General features: G+C 68.4%; 23 protein-coding genes. 10 read left to right on the top strand and 13 right to left on the bottom strand.

Going from position 1 to position 22,371, the window contains the following annotated elements:
• Positions 1-39: 39 nt before the first annotated feature.
• The 3 genes from OSC27_RS14395 to galU form a co-directional block, all read right to left on the bottom strand.
• Positions 40-1,086 carry a hypothetical protein gene (locus OSC27_RS14395; protein WP_267182159.1) on the bottom strand — a complete coding sequence of 349 codons (1,047 nt, stop codon included), beginning with the start codon at positions 1,084-1,086 and terminating at the stop codon, positions 40-42.
• Positions 1,087-1,247: 161 nt separating this feature from the next.
• Complete coding sequence (locus tag OSC27_RS14390; protein ID WP_267182158.1) at positions 1,248-1,904, bottom strand: GNAT family N-acetyltransferase; 657 nt, start codon at positions 1,902-1,904, stop codon at positions 1,248-1,250.
• A 64-nt stretch (positions 1,905-1,968) separates the two neighbouring features.
• Positions 1,969-2,886 (bottom strand): UTP--glucose-1-phosphate uridylyltransferase GalU, encoded by a 918-nt coding sequence (gene galU / locus OSC27_RS14385; RefSeq protein WP_267182157.1) that lies wholly within the window; start codon positions 2,884-2,886, stop codon positions 1,969-1,971.
• A gap of 33 nt (positions 2,887-2,919) precedes the next feature.
• On the opposite strand from galU, the gene OSC27_RS14380 reads away from it, so the two are divergent.
• The 5 genes from OSC27_RS14380 (at position 2,920) to OSC27_RS14360 (ending at position 8,514) form a co-directional block, all read left to right on the top strand.
• Positions 2,920-3,501 carry a 5-formyltetrahydrofolate cyclo-ligase gene (locus OSC27_RS14380; RefSeq protein WP_267182156.1) on the top strand — a complete coding sequence of 194 codons (582 nt, stop codon included), beginning with the start codon at positions 2,920-2,922 and terminating at the stop codon, positions 3,499-3,501.
• A 52-nt stretch (positions 3,502-3,553) separates the two neighbouring features.
• Entirely contained in the window at positions 3,554-3,985 is a 432-nt protein-coding gene (locus OSC27_RS14375) for an FmdB family zinc ribbon protein (RefSeq protein ID WP_267182155.1), read from the top strand.
• Positions 3,986-4,045: 60 nt separating this feature from the next.
• A complete protein-coding gene (mscL, locus tag OSC27_RS14370) occupies positions 4,046-4,492 on the top strand; it encodes a large conductance mechanosensitive channel protein MscL (protein WP_267182154.1) in 447 nt (148 codons plus the stop codon).
• Between the two features lie 222 nt (positions 4,493-4,714).
• Complete coding sequence (locus tag OSC27_RS14365) at positions 4,715-6,448, top strand: ABC transporter ATP-binding protein (RefSeq protein ID WP_267182153.1); 1,734 nt, start codon at positions 4,715-4,717, stop codon at positions 6,446-6,448.
• The gene (locus tag OSC27_RS14360; RefSeq protein WP_267182152.1) at positions 6,445-8,514 is read left to right on the top strand and encodes an ABC transporter ATP-binding protein; all 2,070 of its coding nucleotides are present in this window, start codon (positions 6,445-6,447) and stop codon (positions 8,512-8,514) included. The genes OSC27_RS14365 and OSC27_RS14360 overlap by 4 nt, the downstream gene beginning before the upstream one ends.
• Positions 8,515-8,535: 21 nt before the next feature.
• Here the strand turns inward: OSC27_RS14360 and OSC27_RS14355 are convergent, their stop codons facing one another.
• The 4 genes from OSC27_RS14355 to OSC27_RS14340 all read right to left on the bottom strand — a co-directional run bounded on the left by OSC27_RS14355 (position 8,536) and on the right by OSC27_RS14340 (position 15,460).
• Positions 8,536-8,727: a hypothetical protein gene (locus tag OSC27_RS14355; protein ID WP_267182151.1), complete on the bottom strand. Its 192-nt coding sequence runs from the start codon at positions 8,725-8,727 to the stop codon at positions 8,536-8,538.
• A gap of 267 nt (positions 8,728-8,994) precedes the next feature.
• Positions 8,995-12,759, bottom strand: a complete 3,765-nt coding sequence (locus tag OSC27_RS14350) for an AAA family ATPase (RefSeq protein ID WP_267182150.1) — start codon at positions 12,757-12,759, stop codon at positions 8,995-8,997.
• Positions 12,760-12,852: 93 nt separating this feature from the next.
• Positions 12,853-14,250: a sugar porter family MFS transporter gene (locus tag OSC27_RS14345; RefSeq protein ID WP_267182149.1), complete on the bottom strand. Its 1,398-nt coding sequence runs from the start codon at positions 14,248-14,250 to the stop codon at positions 12,853-12,855.
• A gap of 196 nt (positions 14,251-14,446) precedes the next feature.
• Positions 14,447-15,460 (bottom strand): sigma-70 family RNA polymerase sigma factor, encoded by a 1,014-nt coding sequence (locus OSC27_RS14340; protein ID WP_267182148.1) that lies wholly within the window; start codon positions 15,458-15,460, stop codon positions 14,447-14,449.
• 216 nt (positions 15,461-15,676) lie between these two features.
• Between OSC27_RS14340 and OSC27_RS14335 the strand changes: the two genes are divergently transcribed.
• Both OSC27_RS14335 and OSC27_RS14330 read left to right on the top strand, forming a co-directional pair.
• Positions 15,677-16,258, top strand: coding sequence for a TetR/AcrR family transcriptional regulator (locus OSC27_RS14335; protein WP_267182147.1), 582 nt, complete (start codon positions 15,677-15,679; stop codon positions 16,256-16,258).
• Between the two features lie 47 nt (positions 16,259-16,305).
• Positions 16,306-16,758, top strand: a complete 453-nt coding sequence (locus tag OSC27_RS14330; RefSeq protein ID WP_267182146.1) for a hypothetical protein — start codon at positions 16,306-16,308, stop codon at positions 16,756-16,758.
• An 82-nt stretch (positions 16,759-16,840) separates the two neighbouring features.
• Here OSC27_RS14330 and OSC27_RS14325 read toward each other — a convergent pair whose 3' ends face one another.
• Positions 16,841-17,092, bottom strand: coding sequence for a hypothetical protein (locus OSC27_RS14325; protein WP_267182145.1), 252 nt, complete (start codon positions 17,090-17,092; stop codon positions 16,841-16,843).
• Positions 17,093-17,248: 156 nt separating this feature from the next.
• Here OSC27_RS14325 and OSC27_RS14320 point away from each other — a divergent pair, with 156 nt between their 5' ends.
• Complete coding sequence (locus tag OSC27_RS14320; RefSeq protein ID WP_267182144.1) at positions 17,249-18,394, top strand: Vms1/Ankzf1 family peptidyl-tRNA hydrolase; 1,146 nt, start codon at positions 17,249-17,251, stop codon at positions 18,392-18,394.
• Positions 18,395-18,481: 87 nt separating this feature from the next.
• Here the strand turns inward: OSC27_RS14320 and OSC27_RS14315 are convergent, their stop codons facing one another.
• The 5 genes from OSC27_RS14315 to OSC27_RS14295 all read right to left on the bottom strand — a co-directional run bounded on the left by OSC27_RS14315 (position 18,482) and on the right by OSC27_RS14295 (position 21,287).
• Positions 18,482-18,841 (bottom strand): TraR/DksA family transcriptional regulator, encoded by a 360-nt coding sequence (locus tag OSC27_RS14315; protein WP_267182143.1) that lies wholly within the window; start codon positions 18,839-18,841, stop codon positions 18,482-18,484.
• A 1-nt stretch (position 18,842) separates the two neighbouring features.
• Positions 18,843-19,199: a hypothetical protein gene (locus OSC27_RS14310; RefSeq protein ID WP_267182142.1), complete on the bottom strand. Its 357-nt coding sequence runs from the start codon at positions 19,197-19,199 to the stop codon at positions 18,843-18,845.
• 67 nt (positions 19,200-19,266) lie between these two features.
• Positions 19,267-19,929 (bottom strand): esterase/lipase family protein, encoded by a 663-nt coding sequence (locus OSC27_RS14305; protein ID WP_267182141.1) that lies wholly within the window; start codon positions 19,927-19,929, stop codon positions 19,267-19,269.
• Between the two features lie 104 nt (positions 19,930-20,033).
• Positions 20,034-20,840 (bottom strand): family 1 encapsulin nanocompartment shell protein, encoded by an 807-nt coding sequence (locus tag OSC27_RS14300; RefSeq protein ID WP_267182140.1) that lies wholly within the window; start codon positions 20,838-20,840, stop codon positions 20,034-20,036.
• Positions 20,841-20,897: 57 nt separating this feature from the next.
• A complete protein-coding gene (locus OSC27_RS14295) occupies positions 20,898-21,287 on the bottom strand; it encodes a hypothetical protein (protein WP_267182139.1) in 390 nt (129 codons plus the stop codon).
• A 219-nt stretch (positions 21,288-21,506) separates the two neighbouring features.
• On the opposite strand from OSC27_RS14295, the gene OSC27_RS14290 reads away from it, so the two are divergent.
• Positions 21,507-21,986: a hemerythrin domain-containing protein gene (locus OSC27_RS14290; RefSeq protein ID WP_267182138.1), complete on the top strand. Its 480-nt coding sequence runs from the start codon at positions 21,507-21,509 to the stop codon at positions 21,984-21,986.
• Positions 21,983-22,330, top strand: a complete 348-nt coding sequence (locus tag OSC27_RS14285) for a hypothetical protein (protein WP_267182137.1) — start codon at positions 21,983-21,985, stop codon at positions 22,328-22,330. Before OSC27_RS14290 ends, OSC27_RS14285 begins: the two co-directional genes overlap by 4 nt.
• Positions 22,331-22,371: the final 41 nt, after the last annotated feature.

Raw genomic sequence — 22,371 nt, 5'->3', positions numbered from 1 at the left:
TGGCCAGCCAGCAGGCCGGGTCGCCGCCCTCGTCGCTCATCAGCCGACGGCGCGGCGCCGCCTCAGCGCCGCATCGAGATCGATGCCGGCAGACTCCGCGCCCTCGACGATGCCCATGCGCGCAAACCGGCTTACCTGTGCCACGCGCTCCACGTTACTCGCCGCATCCCCGGCGGCCACACTCGCGACGGCCCGCGTTCGCGCCACCTCGCGCTCCGGCATTGCCGGCACCACAGGTACGGATGGCCGCAGTCGCGGCACGGCCGGCATGCGCTCGGCCGCCCGGCGCTCGAGATCCTGCTCGGCGGCGGCTCGCCGCAGCCTCGCGGCCGCGTCGGCCGACGCCATGGCACTTGCCGCGACGGTGCCCCGCGAGAGATGCAGCGGCTTCGGCAGCGGCTTGGGGGTCCAGGTGGGGCTCGCCGCGGGGGCCTCGGCGGCGGCGGCGCTCTCGGTCGCCTCGCCGTGGTCGTACAGCTCGCTCGGGCCACGCTCGGCCACAACGGCCGGTGCCTCACGCGGGATCCGGCGGCCGGCCTGCGCGAGCCTGCCGAGGGTCATGACACAGGCGGCACCCGCGACGACCCCGGCGCTCGACACGAGCCAGGCGCCGAACGCGAGCCCGAGCGCGATGCCGCCGCCGGTCACGACGACGGCGAGCAGCAGGGTGAGTGAGGTGGCGGCGCGAGCACGGCGCAGTCGGCGCCGCAGACGGGCCGGGCTGCGGCGGGCGGCGGCACGGGCGGCAGCGGCACGACGTTCGGCATCGGCCCGCTTCTCGGCGGCCGCGAGGCTCGCGGCTGCCGCATCCGCTTCGGCCTCTGCTCTGGCGGTTGCCTGGGCCTGCTGCTCGAGCCGGCGGCGCGCCTTCTCCTGCTCGGCAATCGCGCGGGCGTTCGCCTCGAGGCGCACCTGCTCGGGCATCTCGGCGGTCTCGGCCAGAATGCGCAGCGTTTGCTGCAGGCGCACGGCGTTGCGTTCAGTGGCGAGGTACTCGCGCCGGCGCAGCCACGTGGGAATGAGGTAGACGAGCCACAGCCCCGCCGCCGCGGCAATGACGATGCCGCCTCCCCACACGTCGCCCATGCCTCTACGGTACGGGTGCGGCCCGATTCTGGGCGGCTCGCGGTGGGGTGTGTCTTGCGCCCACACCCCTCACCCTCATGCGGGTCGGGGCAAATGTGCAGCTAGCCGCGCGAGAACCCACAATTCGGCCCGAGGCATGGTGCATGGCCGACGCACCCGACTCAGTGCTCGCGCACCACCGGCAGCGGGAACGCGGATGCCGCCCGATCCTCGCTCGTCACCCTCGCCGCATCCTGGGATGCCTGCCCCGACTGCCAGCGCCGCAGCACGCCCTGCGCCAACTCCTCCGAGACGAGGGCGAAGCTGAAGTGGTCACGCCAGGCGCCGTTGATGTGGATGAAGCGTCGCCGCAGGCCCTCGTATCGAAAGCCGAGCTTCTCGACCACGCGCAGCGACGGCGTGTTCTCCGGCCTGATGCAGATCTCCATGCGGTGCAGGCCCAGCTGGTAGAAGCAGTGATCGGTCGCGAGTGCCACGGCGGTCGGCGTCACGTTGTGCCCGGCCACATGCTCGGTCACCCAGTAGCCGATGCTCGCGCTCGAGAGCGAACCGTAGACGATCGACGACACGTTCAACTGCCCCGCCAGCTCCCCCTCGTATTCAATGAGGAACGGCAGCCCGCGCCCCGCCCTGGCGTTGCCGAGCAGAGAGCGGATGCTGGCCCGCGTGTCCAGCCCGGTGGGCCCGTACGGGCTCGTGGCCTCCCACTTCTGCAGCCACGCGCGGTTGTCGAGCAGCGCGCGCTCGAGCGGCCGCGCGTCACGCAGACGCACGGGCCGCAGCGTCACCGCGCCTTCCGTGAGGGTCGGAATCACCATCGGCACCGAATACCCGCGCTCTCTCTCGCCCCTGCGTCAGTCTCGACCCGGATTCGCCCGGGACTCAGTCCACGTCGCCCGAGGGCGTGTTCGATTCCAGGCCGGCCGCGAACTCGCGCAGCCAGGGCCGCAGGCCGACGCCGAGATCTTCGCGGTCGACCGCGAGCTGCACGATGGCCTTGATGTAGTCGAGCCGGTCGCCGGTGTCGTAGCGGCGGCCGCGGAAGATGACGCCGTAGACGCCGCCCGTGCCCTCCACGTCGCCCGCCATCTCCTCGAGCGCATCGGTCAGCTGAATCTCGCCGCCCTTGCCCGGCTTGGTGTGCTCGAGAATCTCGAACACCTCGGGGCGAAGCACGTATCGGCCGATGATGGCGAGGTTCGACGGAGCCACGTCTTTGTTGGGCTTCTCGACCAGTCCGGTGACGCGCACCACGTCGTCCTCGTCGGTGGTCTCGACCGCGGCCGCTCCATACATGTGGATCTGGTCAGGGTCGACCTCGAGCAGCGCGACGACGGTGGCATTACGCTCGGCCTGCACCTGCAGCATCCGCTTCAGCAGAACGTCGCGCGCGTCGATGATGTCGTCACCGAGCAGCACCGCGAACGGCGCCTCGCCCACGTGCATCTTCGCTCGCAGCACCGCGTGGCCGAGGCCCTTCGGGTCGCCCTGGCGCACGTAGTGCATGTCGGCGAGCTCGGTGGAGTAGTTGACCTTCTCGAGCCGGTCGGTGTCGCCCTTCTTCTGCAGGCTGGCCTCGATCTCGGTGGCACGGTCGAAGTGGTTCTCAAGAGCGTTCTTGTTGCGGCCAGTGATCATGAGCACGTCGTGCAGCCCCGCGTCGACGGCCTCCTCAACCACGTATTGAATGGCGGGCTTGTCAACGACCGGCAGCATCTCCTTCGGCATCGCCTTGGTTGCAGGGAGAAAGCGGGTGCCGAGACCCGCCGCCGGAATGACCGCTTTGGTGACCTTTGCCATAGACGAAGGTTATCCGGATTTAGGATGGCGTACATGAGCCCGGACCCCGGCAATCAGAAGCGCGCTCTGCGAGCAGAGTTGCGCGAGAGACGCCAGAACATGACCGCGACGGAACGGGAACAGGCGTCCGAGGCGCTCACCCGCAACCTCATCGAGCTCACGACCGAGCTCTCGGCCGCGTCGGTTGCCGCCTACCTTTCGGGCTCGATGGAACCGAACACGAGGCCGTATCTGAACTGGGCATTCGACAATGGCATTCGGATGCTGCTGCCGATCTCCCGTGAGGACGGCCTCCTCGACTGGACCGTCGGCGACGGCACGACCGAGGCCGAGGGCCTCTACGGCATGCCGGAAGCCGTCGGCGAACTGCTCGGGCCCATCGCGATCAACGACGTCGACCTCATTCTCGTGCCCGCCGCCGCGATCGGCGCCGACGGCCTGCGCATGGGCTGGGGGCGCGGCTATTTCGACAAGACCCTCGGAAGCATGGAAAAATGTCCTCCGGTGTATGCCGTCATCTTCGACGGCGAACTCGTGGACGAGGTTCCGCGCGAGCGGCACGACCAGCCCGTGAACGGCGTCGTGACCCCCAGCGGCATCGTGCGCTTCTCGTAGCCGCACTCGCAGCCTCGCCCCACTGACACATTCGAACAAGAAGAGGACCCGGGTGCCCACCTACTCCTACAAATGCACGGACTGCTCCAACGCGTTCGACATTCACCAGACGTTCACCGATGACGCCCTCACGACGTGCCCCGAGTGCGGCGGCCGGCTGCGCAAGGTGTTCAACTCCATCGGCGTGACCTTCAACGGGTCGGGGTTCTATCGCACCGATTCGCGGGCGGGCAAGGGCGGCGCGAGCGAGTCGGGGTCGTCAGGGTCGGGATCGTCAGGGTCGGGCTCCTCGGGTTCCGGTTCGGGCGACAGCGGCTCGGGCTCGAAGACGTCGGGCGATTCGAGCGGATCAGGGTCGGGCTCGTCCTCGTCGTCAGGGTCGGGCTCCTCGGGCTCCTCTACGAGCGGCTCGGGTTCGTCGGCCGGCTCGTCCGGCTCCGCGAGCACCAAGAAGTCGGGGGCAACAGCGAGCGCCTCCGCCTGAGCCGGTCGCGACGGCAATAAGGTGGGTCAGACGGCGCCATCGTCTCGAGGGGAGAGCGGCATGCTCAAAGGGTTCAAGGAGTTCATTCTCCGCGGCAACGTGCTCGACCTCGCGGTCGCGGTCGTCATCGGCGCCGCGTTCAACGCGGTCGTCTCCGCCGTGGTCGAGAACATCATCAACCCCGTTATCGGCATGCTGTTCAATGCCAGCAGCCTCAGCCACACCCTCGTCCTGCACGTGCTCGGTGCCGACATCAAGTTCGGCGCGTTCATTGCGGCGCTGATCAACTTCCTCATCGTCGCCGTTGTCGTGTACTTCGTCTTCGTCCTTCCCGTGAACACGTTCAAGAAGCGGGTCGACGCGCGCAAAGCCGAGGGGACGGCCGCACCCGAGGAGAGCGTGCCGACCGAGCTCGACCTGCTGACCGAGATCCGCGACCTGCTGGCGAAGGGCCCGGCCGAGGAAGCCGCGGGCAAGCACCAGGCGGGCGAGGCGTCCGCGTCCTGAGCGCGTTCCGCCTGCCGGCTGCGTCCAGCCTTCCGGGCGCGTTTCGCCTCTGAACGCCGCCGCTCACCGCGGCCCGTCCGCCACCTTCTGGCGGGAATCGGACATGTCCGCACCAGCGTCTTGACCCTGCGAGCGGCTCGTGCCAAGATCGTGAGCCGCCGCGTCGCCTCCCCTCCCCTTCTCCACCCCTCTTCGCCTTCCTCTCACCTGCCGAAAGACCCCATGCTCGTAAAGCTTCTGATCCGCTATCTCAGGCCGTACCGATGGCTGCTGGCAGCGGTGCTGCTGTTCCAGTTCGCCTCCGCGATGGCATCGCTGTACCTGCCCAGCCTGAACGCCGACATCATCAACAAGGGCGTCGCCAAGGGTGACACCCACTACATCTGGTCCACGGGCGTCGTCATGCTCGTCATCTCGCTCGGCCAGATCTGCTGCTCCATCCTCGCCACGCTCTTCGCCGCACGCGCCGCCATGCTCATGGGCCGCGATATCCGCGATGGCGTCTTCGAGAGGGTGAGCGCGTTCTCCGAGCGCGAGGTCACCCAATTCGGCCCCGGCTCGCTCATCACCCGCAACACGAACGACGTGCAGCAGGTGCAGATGCTGGCCATGATGGGCGCGACCATGCTCGTCACCGCCCCGCTGCTCGCCATCGGCGGCATCATCATGGCCCTTCGCCAGGATGTCGGGCTCAGCTGGCTCATCGCCGTCGCCGTTCCCGCCCTGCTGATCCTCGCGGGCATCGTCATCGGCCGCATGGTTCCCCTCTTCCGCACCTACCAGAAGAAGCTCGACGCGGTGAACCGCATCATGCGGGAGCAGCTCACCGGCATCCGCGTGGTGCGTGCGTTTGTAAGGGAGGACATCGAGACGGTGCGCTTCCGCGGCGCCAACCGCGACATCACCCTCATCGGCCGCAGAGTCGGCGAGCTGTTCGTGCTGCTCTTCCCGCTCGCGATGCTCGTGCTCAACGTCACCATCGTCGGCGTCATCTGGTTCGGCGGCATCCGCGTCGACAACGGCGACATTCAGGTGGGCACCCTGTTCGCGTTCATGGCCTACATCATGCAGATTCTCATGGGCGTGCTCATGGCCAGCTTCATGACCATGATGATCCCCCGCGCCTCGGTCAGCGCCGAGCGCATCGGCGAGGTGCTGGCGAGCGAGTCGACACTGACCAGAGCAGCGGATGCCGTGCAGAGTCTGCCGACGCCCGGCACCGTCGACATGCGCAACGCCACCTTCACCTACCCCGGCGCCGAGCAGCCCGTGCTCGCCGGCGTGTCGTTCCGAGCCGAGCCCGGCGAGACCGTTGCGGTGGTCGGCTCCACCGGCGCGGGCAAGAGCACGCTCGTCTCACTCATCCCCCGGCTCTTCGACGTCACCGACGGCGGCGTCGAGGTCGGCGGCGTCGACGTGCGCTCGGCCGATGTCGACGTGCTCTGGAAGAGCATCGGCCTCGTTCCGCAGCGACCGTTCCTCTTCAGCGGCACCGTCGCATCCAATCTTCGCTTCGGCCGTGAGGAGGCGACAGACGAAGACCTCTGGCACGCGCTAGAGATCGCGCAGGGCCGCGACTTCGTCGCCGAGATGCCGGGCGGCCTGAACGCGCGCATCGCGCAGGGCGGCACGAATGTCTCGGGTGGGCAGAGGCAACGTCTCGCCATCGCCCGCGCCATCGTGCACCAGCCCGACGTGCTCGTCTTCGACGACTCGTTCTCGGCGCTCGACCTGACGACGGATGCGCGGCTGCGCCAGGCGCTGTGGCGCGAGTTGCCGTCGGTCACGAAGATCGTGGTCGCCCAGCGCGTGTCGACCGTGGTCGACGCCGACCGCATCGTCGTGCTCGACGGCGGCCGCATGGTGGGGATCGGAACGCACTCCGAACTCCTCGACTCGTGCGAGACGTACAGAGAGATCGTGGAATCGCAGCTCGGAGTGGAGGCGACGGCATGAGCACCGGAACACCGACCCCGCTCTCGGCAGAGGAGGAGCTCGAACTCGAGCTCGCAGAACAGGCGCGCCTCGGCGCGGACGACTGGTCAAGCGTCAAACCGGGCAAGGCCCAGAACTTCGGCAAGAGCTTCGGCCGGCTGCTCGGCCTGCTCAAGCCGCACGCGGTCGGCTTCGGTTTCGTGTCGCTGCTCGGCGCCATCGGCGTCGTGCTCACCGTGATCGCGCCTAAGGTGCTCGGTGAGGCGACGAACATCATCTTCGAGGGCGTCATCTCCCGCAACCTGCCTGAGGGCGTCACGAAGGCCCAGGCAGTGGCGCAGCTGCGCTCCTCCGGGCAGAACGACCTCGCGAACATGGTCTCGGCCATGCACATCGACCCGGGTCACGGCGTCGACTTCGTGCGGCTCACGCAGGTGCTCATGCTCGTGCTCGCGCTGTACTTCGTCGCGTCGATCCTGAGCTGGGTGCAGGGCTACGTGATCAACGTGATCATGATGACGACCATGTACCAGCTGCGCGAAGATGTCGAAGCGAAGATCAACCGCCTGCCGCTCAACTATTTCGACAAGGTACAGCGCGGCGAGCTTATCTCGCGGGTGACGAACGACATCGACAACATCACGCAGACCATGCAGCAGTCGCTGTCGAACGCGCTGACGAGCGTGCTCACAGTGCTCGGCGTGCTCATCATGATGTTCTCCATCTCGTGGCAACTCGCCCTCGTGGCGCTGGTGAGCCTGCCGCTCATGGCCGTGATCTTCGGCATCATCGGTCCGAAGTCGCAGAAGGCGTTCGGCATCCAGTGGCGCAAGGTCGGCCGGCTCAACTCTCGCGTCGAGGAGTCGTTCTCCGGTCACGCGCTCGTCAAGGTCTTCGGCCGCGAGCAGGACGCACTCACGAAGTTCAAAGCGGAGAACCAGGAGCTGTTCCAGGCCTCGTTCAAGGCGCAGTTCCTCTCGGGCATCATGATGCCCGCCATGATGTTCGTCGGAAACCTCACGTATGTCGGCATTGCCGTGCTCGGCGGGCTCATGGTCGCCGGCGGCCAGCTTCGCCTCGGTGACGTGCAGGCGTTCATCCAGTACTCCCAGCAGTTCACCCAGCCGCTCTCCGAGCTCGGCGGCATGGCCGCGGTCGTGCAGTCCGGCACCGCGTCGGCCGAGCGCGTGTTCGACCTGCTCGACACCGACGAGCAGGAGCCGGAGTCGAAGGACACGCCGGCGCCGGTCGACGGCGACGGCACGATCGTGTTCGAGAACGTCGCCTTCTCGTACACGCCGGAGCGCCCGCTCATCCGCGATCTGTCGTTCAGCGTGGCACCCGGTCAGACGGTCGCCATCGTCGGCCCGACGGGAGCAGGCAAGACCACGCTCGTGAACCTCATCATGCGGTTCTACGAGCTGAACGGCGGCAGGATCCTGCTCAACGGCCAGGCCATCTCGGACCTGCGCCGACGGGACGTTCGCTCGCGCACCGGCATGGTGCTGCAGGACCCGTGGCTTTTCGCGGGAACGATCCGCGAGAACATCCGCTATGGCAGGCAGGATGCGAGCGACGACGAGGTGCTGGAGGCCGCGAAGGCGACGTACGTCGACCGCTTCGTGCACTCGCTGCCCGACGGCTACGACACGGTTCTCGACGAGGACGCCTCCAACGTGTCGGCCGGCGAGAAGCAGCTCATCACGATCGCGCGCGCGTTCGTGGCGCAGCCCAGCGTGCTCATTCTCGACGAGGCGACCAGTTCGGTCGACACCCGCACCGAGCTGCTGCTGCAGCACGCCATGGCGGCGCTTCGCTCGGGGCGCACGTCGTTCGTGATCGCGCACCGGCTGTCGACCATCCGCGACGCCGACCTCATTCTCGTGATGGAGCACGGCGACATCGTGGAGCAGGGCACCCACGACTCGCTGATCACGGCGAAGGGCGCGTACTGGCGGCTGTACAACTCCCAGTTCGAGCAGGCCGCGACCGACCCCGATGCCGAGCTCGAGCAGCAGGAACCGGCCGTGGCCCAGACGGATGACGAGACGGAAGGTGCGGGCGAGCCCGACACCGCCTCTGTGTAGCCTTCGACCCCGGTACGACGCTCAGCCCCAGTGCGGAGGCACGTCGTCGCGCAGCCGACGATCGTTCGAGTCGCCGCGCGCTTCGAACGACTCGTCGCGGTCGGCGGATGCGCGCACCGCCGCTTCGCCCGGCATGCGCTGCGGCTCCGGGTCGGCGCCTGCCGCACCCGGGCGCTGCACCCGCCGGTGCCCCCGCTTCCGTTCCTCGCTCATCCCTCCAGCGTAGCGACGGCGCTCTCGCTCTCGCTCTCGCTCTCGCTCTCGCTCTCGCTCTCGCTCTCGCTCTCGGGCGACGCTATCCGCGTCGGAGCTCGCCGAGAGTGGGTGTTCGCGACGAAAGCAGGTGTTTCACCATGCCATTTCGTCGCGAACGCCCACTCTCGGCGTTGTCGAAGGACTGGCGGCGCGGCCGGAGCGGCGCACCGCTACGCGGCCGGAGCGGCGCACCGCTGGGCTCAGCCCGCGGCACACCGCCGAGGCTCAGCCCGCGGCGGGCAGGCGGATGGGAGCGGTGGCGGTCGAGACGTCGGTGACGCCGATGAGCCTGGCGATGCGAGAGGCGACCGCATCCGGGTCACTGAAGAGCTCGAAGCTGTGCACCCGCAGATAGTGCCAGCCGAGGCGACGCAGCACCTCCGGGCGCAGGCGCAGCGACTCGCGCAGGCTGCCCTCGTTCACGATCGCGTCGGTCTCGACCGCGACGGCCTTTCCGCCGTACGAGGCGACCAGCGCGAGCTTGCCGCGATAGCCGAGTTGCACCGAGAGCCCGCGCCGCTCAAGACGGCGAGCGAGGTCTGCGAGCATCGGGTCGTCCGTTCCGGTGCCGCGCTGCGGCTGCCCCTGCAGGGCGGCGGCCTCGGCCAGCAGCTGGGCGAGCGCGCGGATGCCGTGGTGCATGCGCGACTCGTCGATGTCTTCCGGCCTGAAGCACGAGACGATATCCATGGAGCGTCGGGCCCGCGTCATGCCGACGGCCAGCAGCCGCTCGCCGCCCGGCTCCGCCAGCGCACCGAAGTTCGACAGCAGGCGCCCGTGCGGGGTGCGGCCGTAGCCGATCGAGAAGATGACGCGATCGCGGCTCTGCGCCACCGACTGCTCGAGCGTGACCACCGTGAACGGCTCTGCCCGGTCGCCGAGAATGAAGTCGGCCAGATCCTTGCGCTTGGCGAACGCGGCGAGCACCGACTGGTGCACACGCACGGCGTGCCGGCTGCTCGCCGTGATGACCATGAGCGATTCGCGCGGCCGGTTGACGGCGTGGTCCATGACGAGCTCGACGACCTTGGCGACTTCCGCGTCGACGCTCTCCACGGCACCGCTGTCGGCATCCGGCATGCCATGGCCACCTTCGACGTAGTTGAGGCTGAGGCTGCCGTGACCGAGGTAGGTGCCGGCCCACGGCAGGCAGTCGATCTTGTCGCCGTAGAAGCGGCGGTTGACGAGGTCGGCGAGATCCTCGCCACCGGCCCGGTAGCTGCGCGTCAGCGTGAAGACCGGCAGCAGCTCGCCGAGCTGAGCGAGAGCCGAGTCGGCGTGCATGGCGTCGACGTCGACGTCGTCTGAGGCCTCGGCCGCCTGCGGGCTCTCGCTCACGGCGATGTCGAAGGGCGACGGCGTCTGCGTCACCGGGTCGCCGAAGGCGACGAGCTGCCCTGCCCGGCGAATGACACCGACGCTCTCGGCGATGGTCAGGCCACCGGCGTCCACCAGGAACACCGCGTCGAACACCACGCGCTCACCGATGCGCGGCACCTCGTACGGCGATGCCAGCCACACGGGGGCGAGCATGCGCGAGAGGTGCGGTGCCGCGGCCTCGAGCGCGTCGGCCGTCGTGCGGTCCGAGCTCAGCAGGCGCCGCAGCTCCCCCGCCTCGCCTGGCCAGTCGACCACGCCGATCTTCCACGTCTCGGCCAGCTGCCACGCGAGCTGCTGCCCGGTGGCGGATGCGTGTGCCTCGTCCACGAGGCGGAAGTCGGCCTCGAGGCGGTCGAGCACGCCCGTGTTCGCGTTCAGCAGCGCCCGGTCGTCGGCGAGCAGCGTCTCGAGCACCGACTGCCACCACGCCAGCTCCAGCTCGGCCGAGACCTCGCTCTCGGGCACGTGCCGGCTTGAGAGGTCGGCGAGCAGAGGGTCGAGGTCAAGGCTGCGCAGCGTGGCGAGCAGCGCCGTGCGCTCCTGCAGGTTGGCGAGCACCTCGGATTCCACCGCGAGCCCGTCGATCATGGCGCGCAGCTGCGCAATGGGCAGCTGCGCGAGCGAGGCCGATGTGCCCGCCCGCCCGAGCGGAGCGTCGAGCCTGGCGACATCTTCGGCCACTCGCTGGTACGCGACCTGCACGTCGGCCGTGCCCACCGGCACCTGCGGCGTGACCCCAGCCACCGCGAAGCGCTGCCACAAGGTGCGCTGCTGCTGGATGCGGCGCAGGCACTCGTTCAGGTCGCCGATGTGCACGCCGGGCCGCACGTACTCGAGCGCGAGCTTGCGCAGTCGGCGGCGGTTCGTTCCCGACATTCCGGGCGCATCGCGGCGGTTCGAGGTGGCCGCGATGAGTTCGGCGAGCGATCGGTCGTAGACGGCGGGCACGAAACGGTCGAGGGTCTCGCGCACGTCGAGCAGTAGGCGAAGGTAGATGCCGAGTTCGGCCAGTGACTCGAAGGGCCGCATGCGCGTCTGGCCGACCACCGCATCCGCTCGCTCGAGCAGCCGCGGCAGCTCGGTGCGGCTCAGCTTCTTCGCGAGCTCGTGCGTCGAGGTGGCCTCGGTGGTCGACGAGAACGAGGCACCGTACCAGGGCGAATCCCCGGGACCGTACCGGAACTCGCCGAGCGCCGCCGCCTTGCTCAGGGTCTGCGCGGCGCTGTCGCGGCCGGTCGCGAGCGCTTCGATGGATGCGCGTGCCAGGCGCGCGGTCGTCGACGGCGGCGTCTGGCGCTGAGAGAGCGCGGCCAGTTGCGTCAGCGCATCGAGCACGCTGACCCCAAGAGCCGGGTCGCGGCGGGTGAGCGCGCGGCGGTAGTCGAGCAGCACCTTGCGCAGGCGCACGAGCGCGTCGTCGACCTCGCTGACGTGCGGCTGCTGCGCCTTCTCGTTGCGGGTGATGGATTTGATGAGGTCGCGGCGCAGCGAACGCGGCGACACGGCCATGCTCGTGAGGCCCACCTGCTCCAGCCTGTGGGTGATGCCGTCGAGGCTCGAGCGGCGCGGGCTCACCACCAGAACGCGCTTGTGCTGGGCGACGAGCGCGCCGATGGCGTTCACGATGGTCTGCGTGCCGCCGGTGCCCGGCAGGGTCTTGACCACCAGGCTGTTGCCCGCCGCGATCTGGGCGATGACGCTCTCCTGCTCCTCATCGGCGTCGAGAAGCAGGGTGTCGGTTGCGGGCGTGCGGTCGTCCTGCCCCACCGTCTGCGCCGGCCGGTAGGCCTCCTCGAGGCGCCGGCGCGCCGAGGGGTTGCCCGCGAGCGCATCGAGCGGAAGTGACTCGAGCCGTGCGGCATCCGCCTGCATGGCTCCGGCGACGTCGGCGAACGAGGAGACGACCAGGCGCGGCTGCACGTTGAACCAGGGCAGGTGGCTGGTCAGGCCGCGAAGGCGGTCGATGACGGGTTGCGGCTTGAAGACCCCGTTCGAAAGCGAGAGCGCCACGAACGCCTCAGCGTCGAGCGTGATGCGGAACTGGTCGTGCAGGGCACGCGCGAGCTCCGGGTTGAGGTAGGTTTTGCCGCGCAGCTTGATCTCGAAGTCCCGGCCGTAGCGGCGGATGGCCAGCGGCCGCAGCAGAATGGGCGCGCAGAACTCGTCGCCCTCGAACCGCCACTGGGCGAGGCCGATGGCCAGGTGCACCGCCTCGATGCCGCGCACCTGACGCAGTTCGATGCCCTTGGTCGTGATAGCACCTGCCGCGAGGCGCGCGTTGCGCAGCGCCAGCTCGTCGCGAATGAGGCTCGACAGCAGCGTGTTCTTGCCGGTGATGAAGGCGGGAAGGCCGCCGGGATGCGTGGCGCTCAGCTCGATGCGCGTGCGCGGGCTGTCGACGAAGTGCAGCAGCGGCGAACGACCGCCCAGCCCCGACAGCTCGCTGCGCCAGCGCTGCCAGACCGGCTCGGCGATGTTGCCTGCCATGATCGCCGGATCCCCCAGGCTCAACGTGTGCGGACTCGTCGTGTTCGCCGGGTGCAGGGCGTCGTCGGCGACGGCGTCCGACAGGAAGTCGTCGTCTTCGTGTTTCTTATCGAGTCGCCACACACGGCCACCCTAAGCGCGCACGGCCGAGAATCCGGGTAACGGCGGGGAGTTTCGCCGGTTTGACGCGGCGGCAGCGGCCACGACGAGGCGATCTCAGCCCTTGCTCTTGCCACCGGCATCCGCTGATGTGAGCTGTCGCTGAATGTCTTCAAGCGACTTGCCCTTGGTCTCGGGCACCTTGAACGCGAAGAACAGAATGGCGAGAACGCCGATGGCGCCGTACAGGAAGAAGGTGCCCTGCCGGGTGATGAGGTGCCCGAGCGAGAGGAACGTGCCCGCGACAAGGAAGTTCGCGGCCCAGTTCGCCATGCTCGAGACCGACATGGCCTTGCTGCGAACGCCCGTGGGGAAGATCTCGGAGATCATCAGCCAGAACACGGGGCCCAGCCCCACCGCGAACGCCGCGATGTAGAGCAGCAGCGCGCCGAGGGCCAGGTAGCTGGCGTTGTGCTGCAGGGTCGGCGACGTGAAGTAGATGCCGAGAATGATGAGCGCGACCGTGAGCCCGACGGTGCCGATGAGCAGCAGCTTGCGGCGGCCGATGCGGTCGAGCAGCATGACGGCCACGATCGTGAAGACCACGTTCGTGATGCCCACGAACACCGTCTGCGTGATCGACGAGCTCTTGGTCAGACCGGTGTCTGAGAGGATCGTCGGAGCGTAGTAGATGACGGTGTTGACACCGACGAACTGCTGGAAGATGGCCAGGCCCAGCCCGACCCACAGCAGCGGGCGGATGTTCGCCTTCAGCAGGTCCTTGACCTTGGTCGACTTCTCTTCCTCGTCGGCCTTCTTGATGGCGTCGATCTCACCGTCGATGTCCGCCTCCGGGTCGCTGCCGCGCAGGCGCTTGAGCACGTCACGCGCCTCCTTCTCGCGCCCCTCACTCATCAGCCAGCGCGGGGTGTGCGGCACCGTGAGCATGCCGATCGCCAGAGCGGCGCCCGGGATGAGGGCGACTCCGAGCATCCATCGCCAGTCGCCCGGCACGTCTTTGAACAGGAAGTTCACGATGTAGGAGAGAAGGATGCCGGTGGTGACGGCCAGCTGGTTGAACGACACGAGCCCGCCCCTGATGCGCGGCGGCGAGACCTCGGAGATGTACAGCGGCGCCACGAACGATGCCGTGCCGACAGCGAGCCCCAGAACGAAGCGGAACCCGATGAGCATGGGCACGTTGATGGCGAAGGCGCAGCCCAGGGCGCCGACCACGTAGACACAGCCGGAGATGACCTTGGTCCACTTGCGGCTGATCTTGTCGGCGAGATAGCCCGAGATGAGCGCGCCGAGGATGGCGCCGAGCAGAAGCACGGAGACGATCCACTCCTGAGCGGTGTCACCCGCCTTCAGATCCTTCTTGATATAGAGGAGCGCGCCCGAGATCACGCCGGTGTCGAACCCGAAGAGAAGCCCGCCGATCGCCGCAATGATCGAGATGCGCACGAGGAGCCCGTTGCCGCTGGCTCTGATTCCTGAGATGAAGCCGCTCATGTTCCGCTCCTAACGCCCGTCACTCTGGTGGTTGTCGCCTGAGACTTTTTCACGCTACGCGCGAGGCGGAAATCTCGCCGGTCGCTCTCGCCGGTGGCTCGCGCCGCTCCCTCTCGCCGGCAGCGAGCACGGCGAGGGCGGGGCGCCCCCGAGCGCCCCGCCCCATCCGCTTCACACCTCATTCGTGAGGCGTCGTTCAGTCCTGCAAGTAGCCCTCGAGTTCGGGGCAGTTCAGCATGCGCAGGGCGCGTGCCTCGATCTGGCGCACGCGCTCCCGCGAGACGCCAAGCGCGTTGCCGACCTGTTCGAAGGTCATGGGCGTCTTGCCGTCGAGCCCGTAGCGGAAGCGCACGATGTCGGCCTCGCGCTGCGGCAGGGCCGCGACGCGCTTGTGCAGCTCGTCGTTGCGCACCCCGATGCTGACGATCTCGGCCACGGCCTCGGCGTCACCGTCTTCGATGAGATCGCCCAGTTCGGATGCCGCGTCGTCGCCCGTCGGCGCATGCAGAGAGACGGGCTCACGATCCACGCTCAGCAGACGCCGTACCTCTGCGACCTCGAACCCCGACTCCTCGGCCAGTTCCTCGGCGGTGGCGTCGCGCCCGAGCTCAACCGTGAGCTCACGCTTGATGCGGGCCAGCTTGTTGATCTTCTCCATGGTGTGCACTGGAACGCGGATGAGCCGCGAGCTGTCGGCCATGCTGCGCGTGATGGACTGTCGGATCCACCACATGGCGTAGGTCGAGAACTTGAAGCCCTGCGTGAAGTCGAACTTCTTGACTGCACGGTCGAGGCCCAGGTTGCCCTCCTGGATGATGTCCATCATGGGCACGCCCCGGCCCGAGTAGCGTTTCGCAACGCTCACCACGAGCTTCAGGTTGCAGCACACGAATCTGCGGTGCGCCACCTGCCCCTCGTGTACGAGCTGCTCAAGCTCTCCTCGCAATTCATCGTCGACATCGGGCTGCTCATTCAGCTTCTGCTGCGCGAAGAGGCCGACCTCGATGCGCCTCGCGAGGTCGATCTCCTCCTCTGCGGTGAGGAGCGGGTAGCGGCCGATCTGCTGCAGGTAATCGCGGACTCCATCGACGGAGCCGACTGCGCCTGACGAGGATCTCGTGGACCGGGCGGTACGGGGCGCCGGGGCGCCGACCGCCGACATCAGCGGGGTCTTCTGGTAGTGCTCGTTGATCAATGCGGTGTTAGACATGCCCTTGCCTTTCCTGCGCTGTGGAGACTGTTGTGATCTCGGTATCAAGCGTTCTAACCTTGTGGGAGAGAACGCCCTCTCTACATCAGTTGTAACTCCCCCCGTGTACCTCAAACAAGGGGATTGTTTTGCCCCCTTCTTCTGTGGTATTGCATTCCAGCTGGGAAATCAAGCACCGTTGCGAGTCCCCGCCCGTGGGGTACCGTGTGAGGCATCATGCAAGACTCAACCCGACCTCAGGCACGGGAGAGGATTCTGCAGGCGGCGTACGACCTGTTCTCCCAGCGCGGGATACGTAGCGTGGGCGTGGATCAGCTCATCGCGCAGTCCGGCGTCGCCAACGCAACCTTCTACCGGCACTTCCCTTCAAAGGACGATCTGGTTCTCGAGTTCCTCAAGCGCCGCGAGCAACTCTGGACCATGGACACCATCGTTCAGCAGGCGTTGCACCGTGAAGGCGAGCCGCGAGAACAACTGCTGGCGATCTTCGACGTTCTCGACGAATGGTTCCACCGCCTCGACTACGAGGGCGACACGTTCATCAACGTGCTGCTCGAGATGGGGCCGGAGCACGCGATCGGCAAGGCCAGCCTGCGGCACCTCGACACCGTGCGGCGCATGATCTGCGAGCGCGCGCATGAAGCGCGCATCCGCGAGCCCGAGGAATTCGCGTGGTCGTGGCAGATCCTCATGAAGGGCGCCATCATCGCCGCACGCATGGGCAATGTGGAGGCGGCCAAGCAGACGAAGACCATGGCTGCCCTGGTGATTGACAGCCGAGAGATCCTGCCCGACTGAACGACGCGCGACAACCTCAGCGGCATGATCAGGTAAGGAGGAACACCATGAGCAACCCCACCTTCGACGACCCGTCTCGCGGTGAGCGCAACGAGAACGTCGAGAGCATGGACCCGGATCTCAATACCAACGTCGACGATCTCGACGATGACATCGAACGTGACATCGACGACGAGCTCGCCGAAGAGGTCGACGACGAGGCCGGCGTGGACGAGCCCCTGAAGAACGACCGCATCGCCAACGACGAGCGGGAGAACGAGCTCGTCACGAACGACGCGGTCGCGGGCGAGACGGTGCTGCCTGGCGAGGGTTCGGGCAACCGCGGGCCCACCGGCGGCTCACCTCGCGAGGGAGAGCCGAACTTTGGGCCCGAGGCACCAGGCGCCGGCTCGATTCGGCTCGGCGACGACGACACCGCTCCCGCTGAGGCGCAGACCGTGCAGCAGGAGGACGAGCGCGAACACGAGCACAAGGGCCGAGGCGACGGCGAACTCGGCTGACCGCTCAGCGGGTTGAGGAGCGCCGCAGTCGCGGGGCTTCGAGACGGTCGGCTTCGCCGACCTCCTCAACCCGCGTTCACGCTCAGCGGCCCAGATCGACCTCGGGGTCGATGTCGTCTCCCGCAGAGGTCGCACCCGCGTCATCCGGCCCACCGGTGCCCGGCAGCACCTGCACGTCATCGCCGTCGTTCACGTCGTCGCGCTCGGCCTGCCTGTCGGCGCTCTCGTGCTGCAGCCGCTTGGTGTCGCGCCCGCTCGACGGGCTGTACGACGTGTCCTTCTCGGTCTGCGACTCGTCGCCGATGCCGTCGTCGTTCTGCGTGTGATCGGTCATGCCTCGCACGGTACGCCGTCGCCAGCACGCGGGGAAGGCTCGGACGCGGCTGGTTGCGAGCCCACGCGCCGCGAGTAGCGTGACAAACGCCGCCGAAGAAGATCAGGAACCGACGCGTTCAACGAAACCGTAGCGATCGACGAAAAGGTGAAATTCATGGCCGCACACTCCGCAGACGAGACCACCCTGAGCGAGCTGCTGCGCTCCGGGGGCAACTGGTCGCAGGTCTACCTCGACGTCTCCCTCGACGTGGAGGACCCACCTCAGCGCAGCCACCTGCAGTGGCGCACCATGCGCGACGGGCTGGTCGACGCGGGCGCACCCGGCGAGGACGTCGCCGCGATCGAGGCGGTGCTGGCCGAGACGCCGGGAGTGGGCAGCCCCGTCTCCCGCTACATTCTCGCGAAGAACGGCGAGATCGTGCTGAGCGAGGTCCTGCCCGGCCCGCAGGTGCAGGACAACACCATCGGCTACGGCCCGGTGCCCGACCTCGTGCCGCTTGTGAGGCACCGGCGCGCGCTGAGCCCATACATGATCGTTGAGGCAGGCCGCGACGGCGGCCGCATCCGTGTATATGGAACGCGGGGGCCGGATGCTGTGGTGGACACCACGACGGTCGGCCGCGGCGACAGCCTCAACAAGGTGCAGGCGGGTGGCTGGTCCAACCCGCGGTACCAGCACCACACCGAGGAGATCTGGAAGCAGAACGAGGCGGAGCTCGCCGACGAGGTGAACGCGCTCGTGTTGGTGCATCGGCCGCGGCTGCTGCTGCTCGCCGGTGACGTGCGCGCCGTGCAGTTGCTCGAGGGTGAGCTGTCGGCCGCCAGCCGAGACATTCTCTCGACCGTGTCGACGTATACGCGACCTGCCGGCGCCTCCGACCACGAGCTGCGCAGCCAGTTGGCTGCCGAGCTGGCGACGCTGGCCGACGACGAGCGGCGGCGGGCTCTCGACCGTCTCGGCGTGCAGGAGGGAGACGAGGGTTCGGGCGCGCAGGTCGGCGTGGGGGCCGTCGTGCACGCGCTGCAGCAGGGCCAGGTCGACACGCTGCTGCTCGACGTGCAGGCGCTCGGCGACCGGCACCTGCTCGCATTCGACGCCGAGCCGTGGCTCGCGAGCGTGCCGGAGGAGAGCCTCGGCGCGACGATTCTCGACAAGGTGGCGGCGCCCGTCGCGCTGGTTCGGGCGGCGCTGCTCACCGACGCCGACATCGTGTTCACGGATGCGCGCGACCTGCCCGAGAAGAGCGAGGTCGCGGCGGTGCTGCGCTGGCCAGCGGGGCCGCCGGTGCCCGGCACGTGAGCTGATGCGGAATGAGGAGCGCGAAGCGCGTCTCGAATTCCGGGCGCTGGGTTTCGAGACGGCCGCTACGCGGCCTCCGGGGCCCGCTTAGCGGGCGTCGCGAGCGCACGTGATGCAGAGCTCGGCGGTGGGGCGGGCCTGCAGTCGCTCGGGCGCGATCGGCCCGCCGCAGCGGGCGCACACGCCGTAGGTTCCGGCGTCGATGCGGGCGAGGGCGGCGTCGAGCGCGGGGATCTCGGCAGCGGCATCCGCTTGCAGTCCCGCAACACGCGACCACTCGAACGACATCGTCGGCCCCTCGGGGTCGTGTTCGTCGTCGGCTGACGCGCTCGAGCGTTCCGAGCGGATGCGGCGCATCGCCTCCTCGAGTTCCGCGCGCTTGCCGACCGCCTCGCGCCGTCGCGCCGTCAGGAGCGCCCGGAACCGCTCGCGTTCCGGCTCCTCCACCTCAGCTCATGTCGCTCGTGGGGCTGCCGGTCGCGGTGCTTCCCGGCGAGAGGGCGCCATCGGGCGCATCCGCTCGCGTGTTCTTCTCGTGACCGCCGGCTGCCGAGTCGCGGCGCGAGTCGGGGTCGCCGCCCTGCCCTGCGTCGTCTGAGTCGTCGTCCGGGTCGATCATCGACGTTCCGGGCGCACTCACGCCGAGCGGCGGAGTGCTCGTGTCATCGCCGGAGCCCGAGCCGCCCTCGCCGTGCGGTGCTCGGTTGCCGCCGGGAAGGACACCGGGCAGCACATCGGTGTCGGGGTCGGCCGGGTGCGCATCGGGGGTGACGGGCAGTTCGTCGTCGTTGGTCGGATCGCTCATGGCTTCACGCTACGCGTGAGCGACCTGTCGGGTAAGGCGAGTGCGGTCTCGATACGCGGCGCTGCCGCTACTCGAGAAGCGGGGCACCACGCTGCCCGTCGAGAACCCGCTCGAGCACGCGGTGCAGCCGCGCATCCGACAGAATGCGAAAGTGCCCGGGAACGGGCAGGCACACGTTGACCGCACCATCGAGCCGGCTGCCATCCGGTATCAGGTAGTCGTCGATGCCGAACACCGAGGTGATGCGCGCGTTGGCGTCGCGGTTGCTCGCCAGGGTGCGGGTCGTCTCGTCACCCGGCGCGAACTCGCGCAGCGTGGCTGTCGGGGCGTGCATGGCGTAGCGCGAGCCCGAGAACGGGGTCGAGACGGCGATGGTCATGTCGATCAGCTGCGGCGCGTTGACCATGAGGTACTTGGCGATCAGACCGCCTTTGCTGTGCGCCACGACCGCGATCGGGCCGAGGCCGCGGCTGACAATGAAACGCTCGACGACGGATGCTGCCTGCCGCACCTGCGCCCGATTGTGCCCCAGTTGCGGCACCACGTAGACGGGGTGCCCACGCTCATGCAGAAGCGTCGCGATCGGCCGCATGAAGTGCCACGTCTCGAAGACGCCCTGTAGTAACAGCACGGCACGGCGCTGGGCGACTCCCGGCGCCGGCCGCTCGTACATGCCGGGGTCGTCCCTCGAGAAGGTTCCCTCGAGCTGCGCGCGGCTCGCGTAGAGCATGTCGGCGGCCCAGCCCGCGAGGCGCCGCCAACGCGGCAGCGACGGTGGCGAGGCCGGTCTCCGCGGCTGAACCGATGAGGGGGTAGGCATGCCCGCGCTGGCGGTTACTCTGCGGCGAGCGCGATCGCCGCCTCGGGCGTTGCGACCCTGAAGCTGAAGCTCTCTTCGAGGTAGAGGTCGATGCTCGTCGCGTCGTGGTTGGCGTAGCCGATGGAGAGGTCCTCGCCGGATTCGAAGAGGAAGTCGCCGCCGCGGATGCTCACGACCACGCCGCCCGTGATGCCGGGCACCCACACGATCGGGCCGTCGAGAATCTTGTGCAGGTGAGTGAGAACCGGGTAGCCGCCGCGCTCGCCGCCCTCGATCACGTCGACCCAGTCGGCGGGGCCCACCGCGAGCCCGTACGGGCCGCCGATGCCGCTGCGCTTGAGGGTTGCCACGCCGCTCGCCACCTGCTGAACGTAGCGTGCGGGGTCGGCCTCGTGCGGCACCGGGTCGTGCGGTGATGCCTCAGTGATGCCGGTGATGCCCAGCTCGTCCCAGCCGTGGAAAACGGCCGCGTTCTCGACGGCCGCCATGCGCAGCGCCGCCGCGTCGAGGGCGCTGAGATCGGGGTCGACGGATCCGCGGTAGTGGTTGGCCAGCTCGTGCCGGCTGATCGAGAAGTCGGCGCGCACCTCGGCCAGGGGCAGCACCTGGCGCTGCCGGGCGATGACCGACTCGGCCGGCGCATCCACCACATCGCCGACGCGACCCAGGTTGGTGGCGGAGTACTGCCAGCCGAATGGGCCGTCGAAGTCGACGAGCTTGCGGGCGCCGAGCGCGACGGTGAGGCGCTCGGTGGCTTCGTCGTCGAGCAGCTTCCAGCCGGCATCCGTGATCGGTGCCTGGTTTCTGAGCAGATGGCTCATGCGTGTCGCTCCCTCTTCCTCGTCGCTTTAGTCCTCGTCGCTTCAGTCCTCGTCGCTTCAGTCTTCGTCGCTTCGCAGCGAGCCGATGCCGAGCGACGGCCCGCCGTCTTCTCCCCCGCCTGCCGGCGACTCGCCGCCCGCCGCGGCCTCGGCCGCCTCGCCGTTCGCCACAATGTCGCCACTCTTGAAGAGAATGCCCTGCGCGGTCTCGCGCCACAGCGGCTTGGCGCGGAACAGGAACTCGAGCTCCATGCAGAAGTGCTTGTACTCCTCGCCCAGGGAGTCGACCATGATGGCCTTCGCCACCTCGTCGCCCTCGACGGCGATGCGCTGCTCGTACCAGCCGATCGCCTCGGCTTCCTCAGAGAGGCTGGCGCACATGCGGGCGAAGGTGCGGGTCTCGGCAGAGAGTTCCGATGGTGGCTCGTGGTACTGGTCGGTCGGCATTCTCACTCCCCTTGGGTCGCGGTGAGGCGGCGGCCACCGCCCTTCTGCTGACACTACGCCGGGCGCTCGAGGGCAACAACGCGTGGGGCGTGACGGTGAGCGGATGGCCAGCTGCGCGCATCCGAGTCTCCGGCCTCTGCGGAGCGCTACTCTGGGTTTGGGCGATAAAAACTGATCGCTCTCCTTTCAACTCAGCTACGAGATCGAGGAACGTGACGCATGAGCACCCTGGCCGAGGCCCTGGAACGCGAACACCGCGACATTGACGGTGGCATCGAGCAGTACACGGCGCGTTTGGCGGCCGGCACCAACGACGTCGAGCCGCTGAAGCGGGCGATGGCGGGGCTGCGTCGCCACATCTACCTCGAAGAGCAGTTCCTGTTCCCGCCGCTGCAGGCCATGCTCATGATGCCCGTCATGGTCATGCTCAAGGAGCACGGCGAGCTGTGGCGCTCCATGGATTCGCTCGACGTGCTGCTGGCCGCGCCGCCCAGCGACGACGCGCTGCTCGAGGCCTGTCGCGAGCTGCTGGCCCAGCTCGACCGCCACAACTCGAAAGAGGAGCCCATCATCTACACGCGGGCCGACGACGTGCTGTCGGCCGAGGCGAGTGGCGAGCTGAGCGCGTTTCTCGATGAGGGGCGGATGCCGGAGGGCTGGTCGTGCGCGAAGGCAGCTGCCGGCCCGTCGTTGCCGTGACCAGGGAACGCCTCACGGAATTGCCTGCGTCGGCCGCCCTCGCGCGTCGCCGGCCGGGCGGAGCGGCAATGCCGGCCAAGGCCCACGCCCTCGAGGGCAACGCCCTCGGCATCGTGCACGGCGAGGGAACCACGGAGGAGAAGCTGGGCCGCCTCGTGGGCCTGGTGCCCATGGCGCTCGAAGTGGTCGACGAGGCGCGGGACACGATCGCCCGGCTGCGCGAGGAGAACGAGGGACTTCGAGCGGAAGCCGAGCGGCTGCGCGCCCAGGCCAGCCGCCTGCGCGAGGAGAACACGAGGCTGCGCGCCGAGAACGAGCAGTTACGCGCAGGGAACGACAGCTAGGTCGCCTGCGGCCTGTGGATAACCGCGACGCACGGTTTCCG

This window comes from Microbacterium sp. STN6 (assembly GCF_026410545.1).
Lineage (GTDB): Bacteria > Actinomycetota > Actinomycetes > Actinomycetales > Microbacteriaceae > Root112D2.
This window is presented reverse-complemented; position numbering and strand designations above follow the sequence as displayed.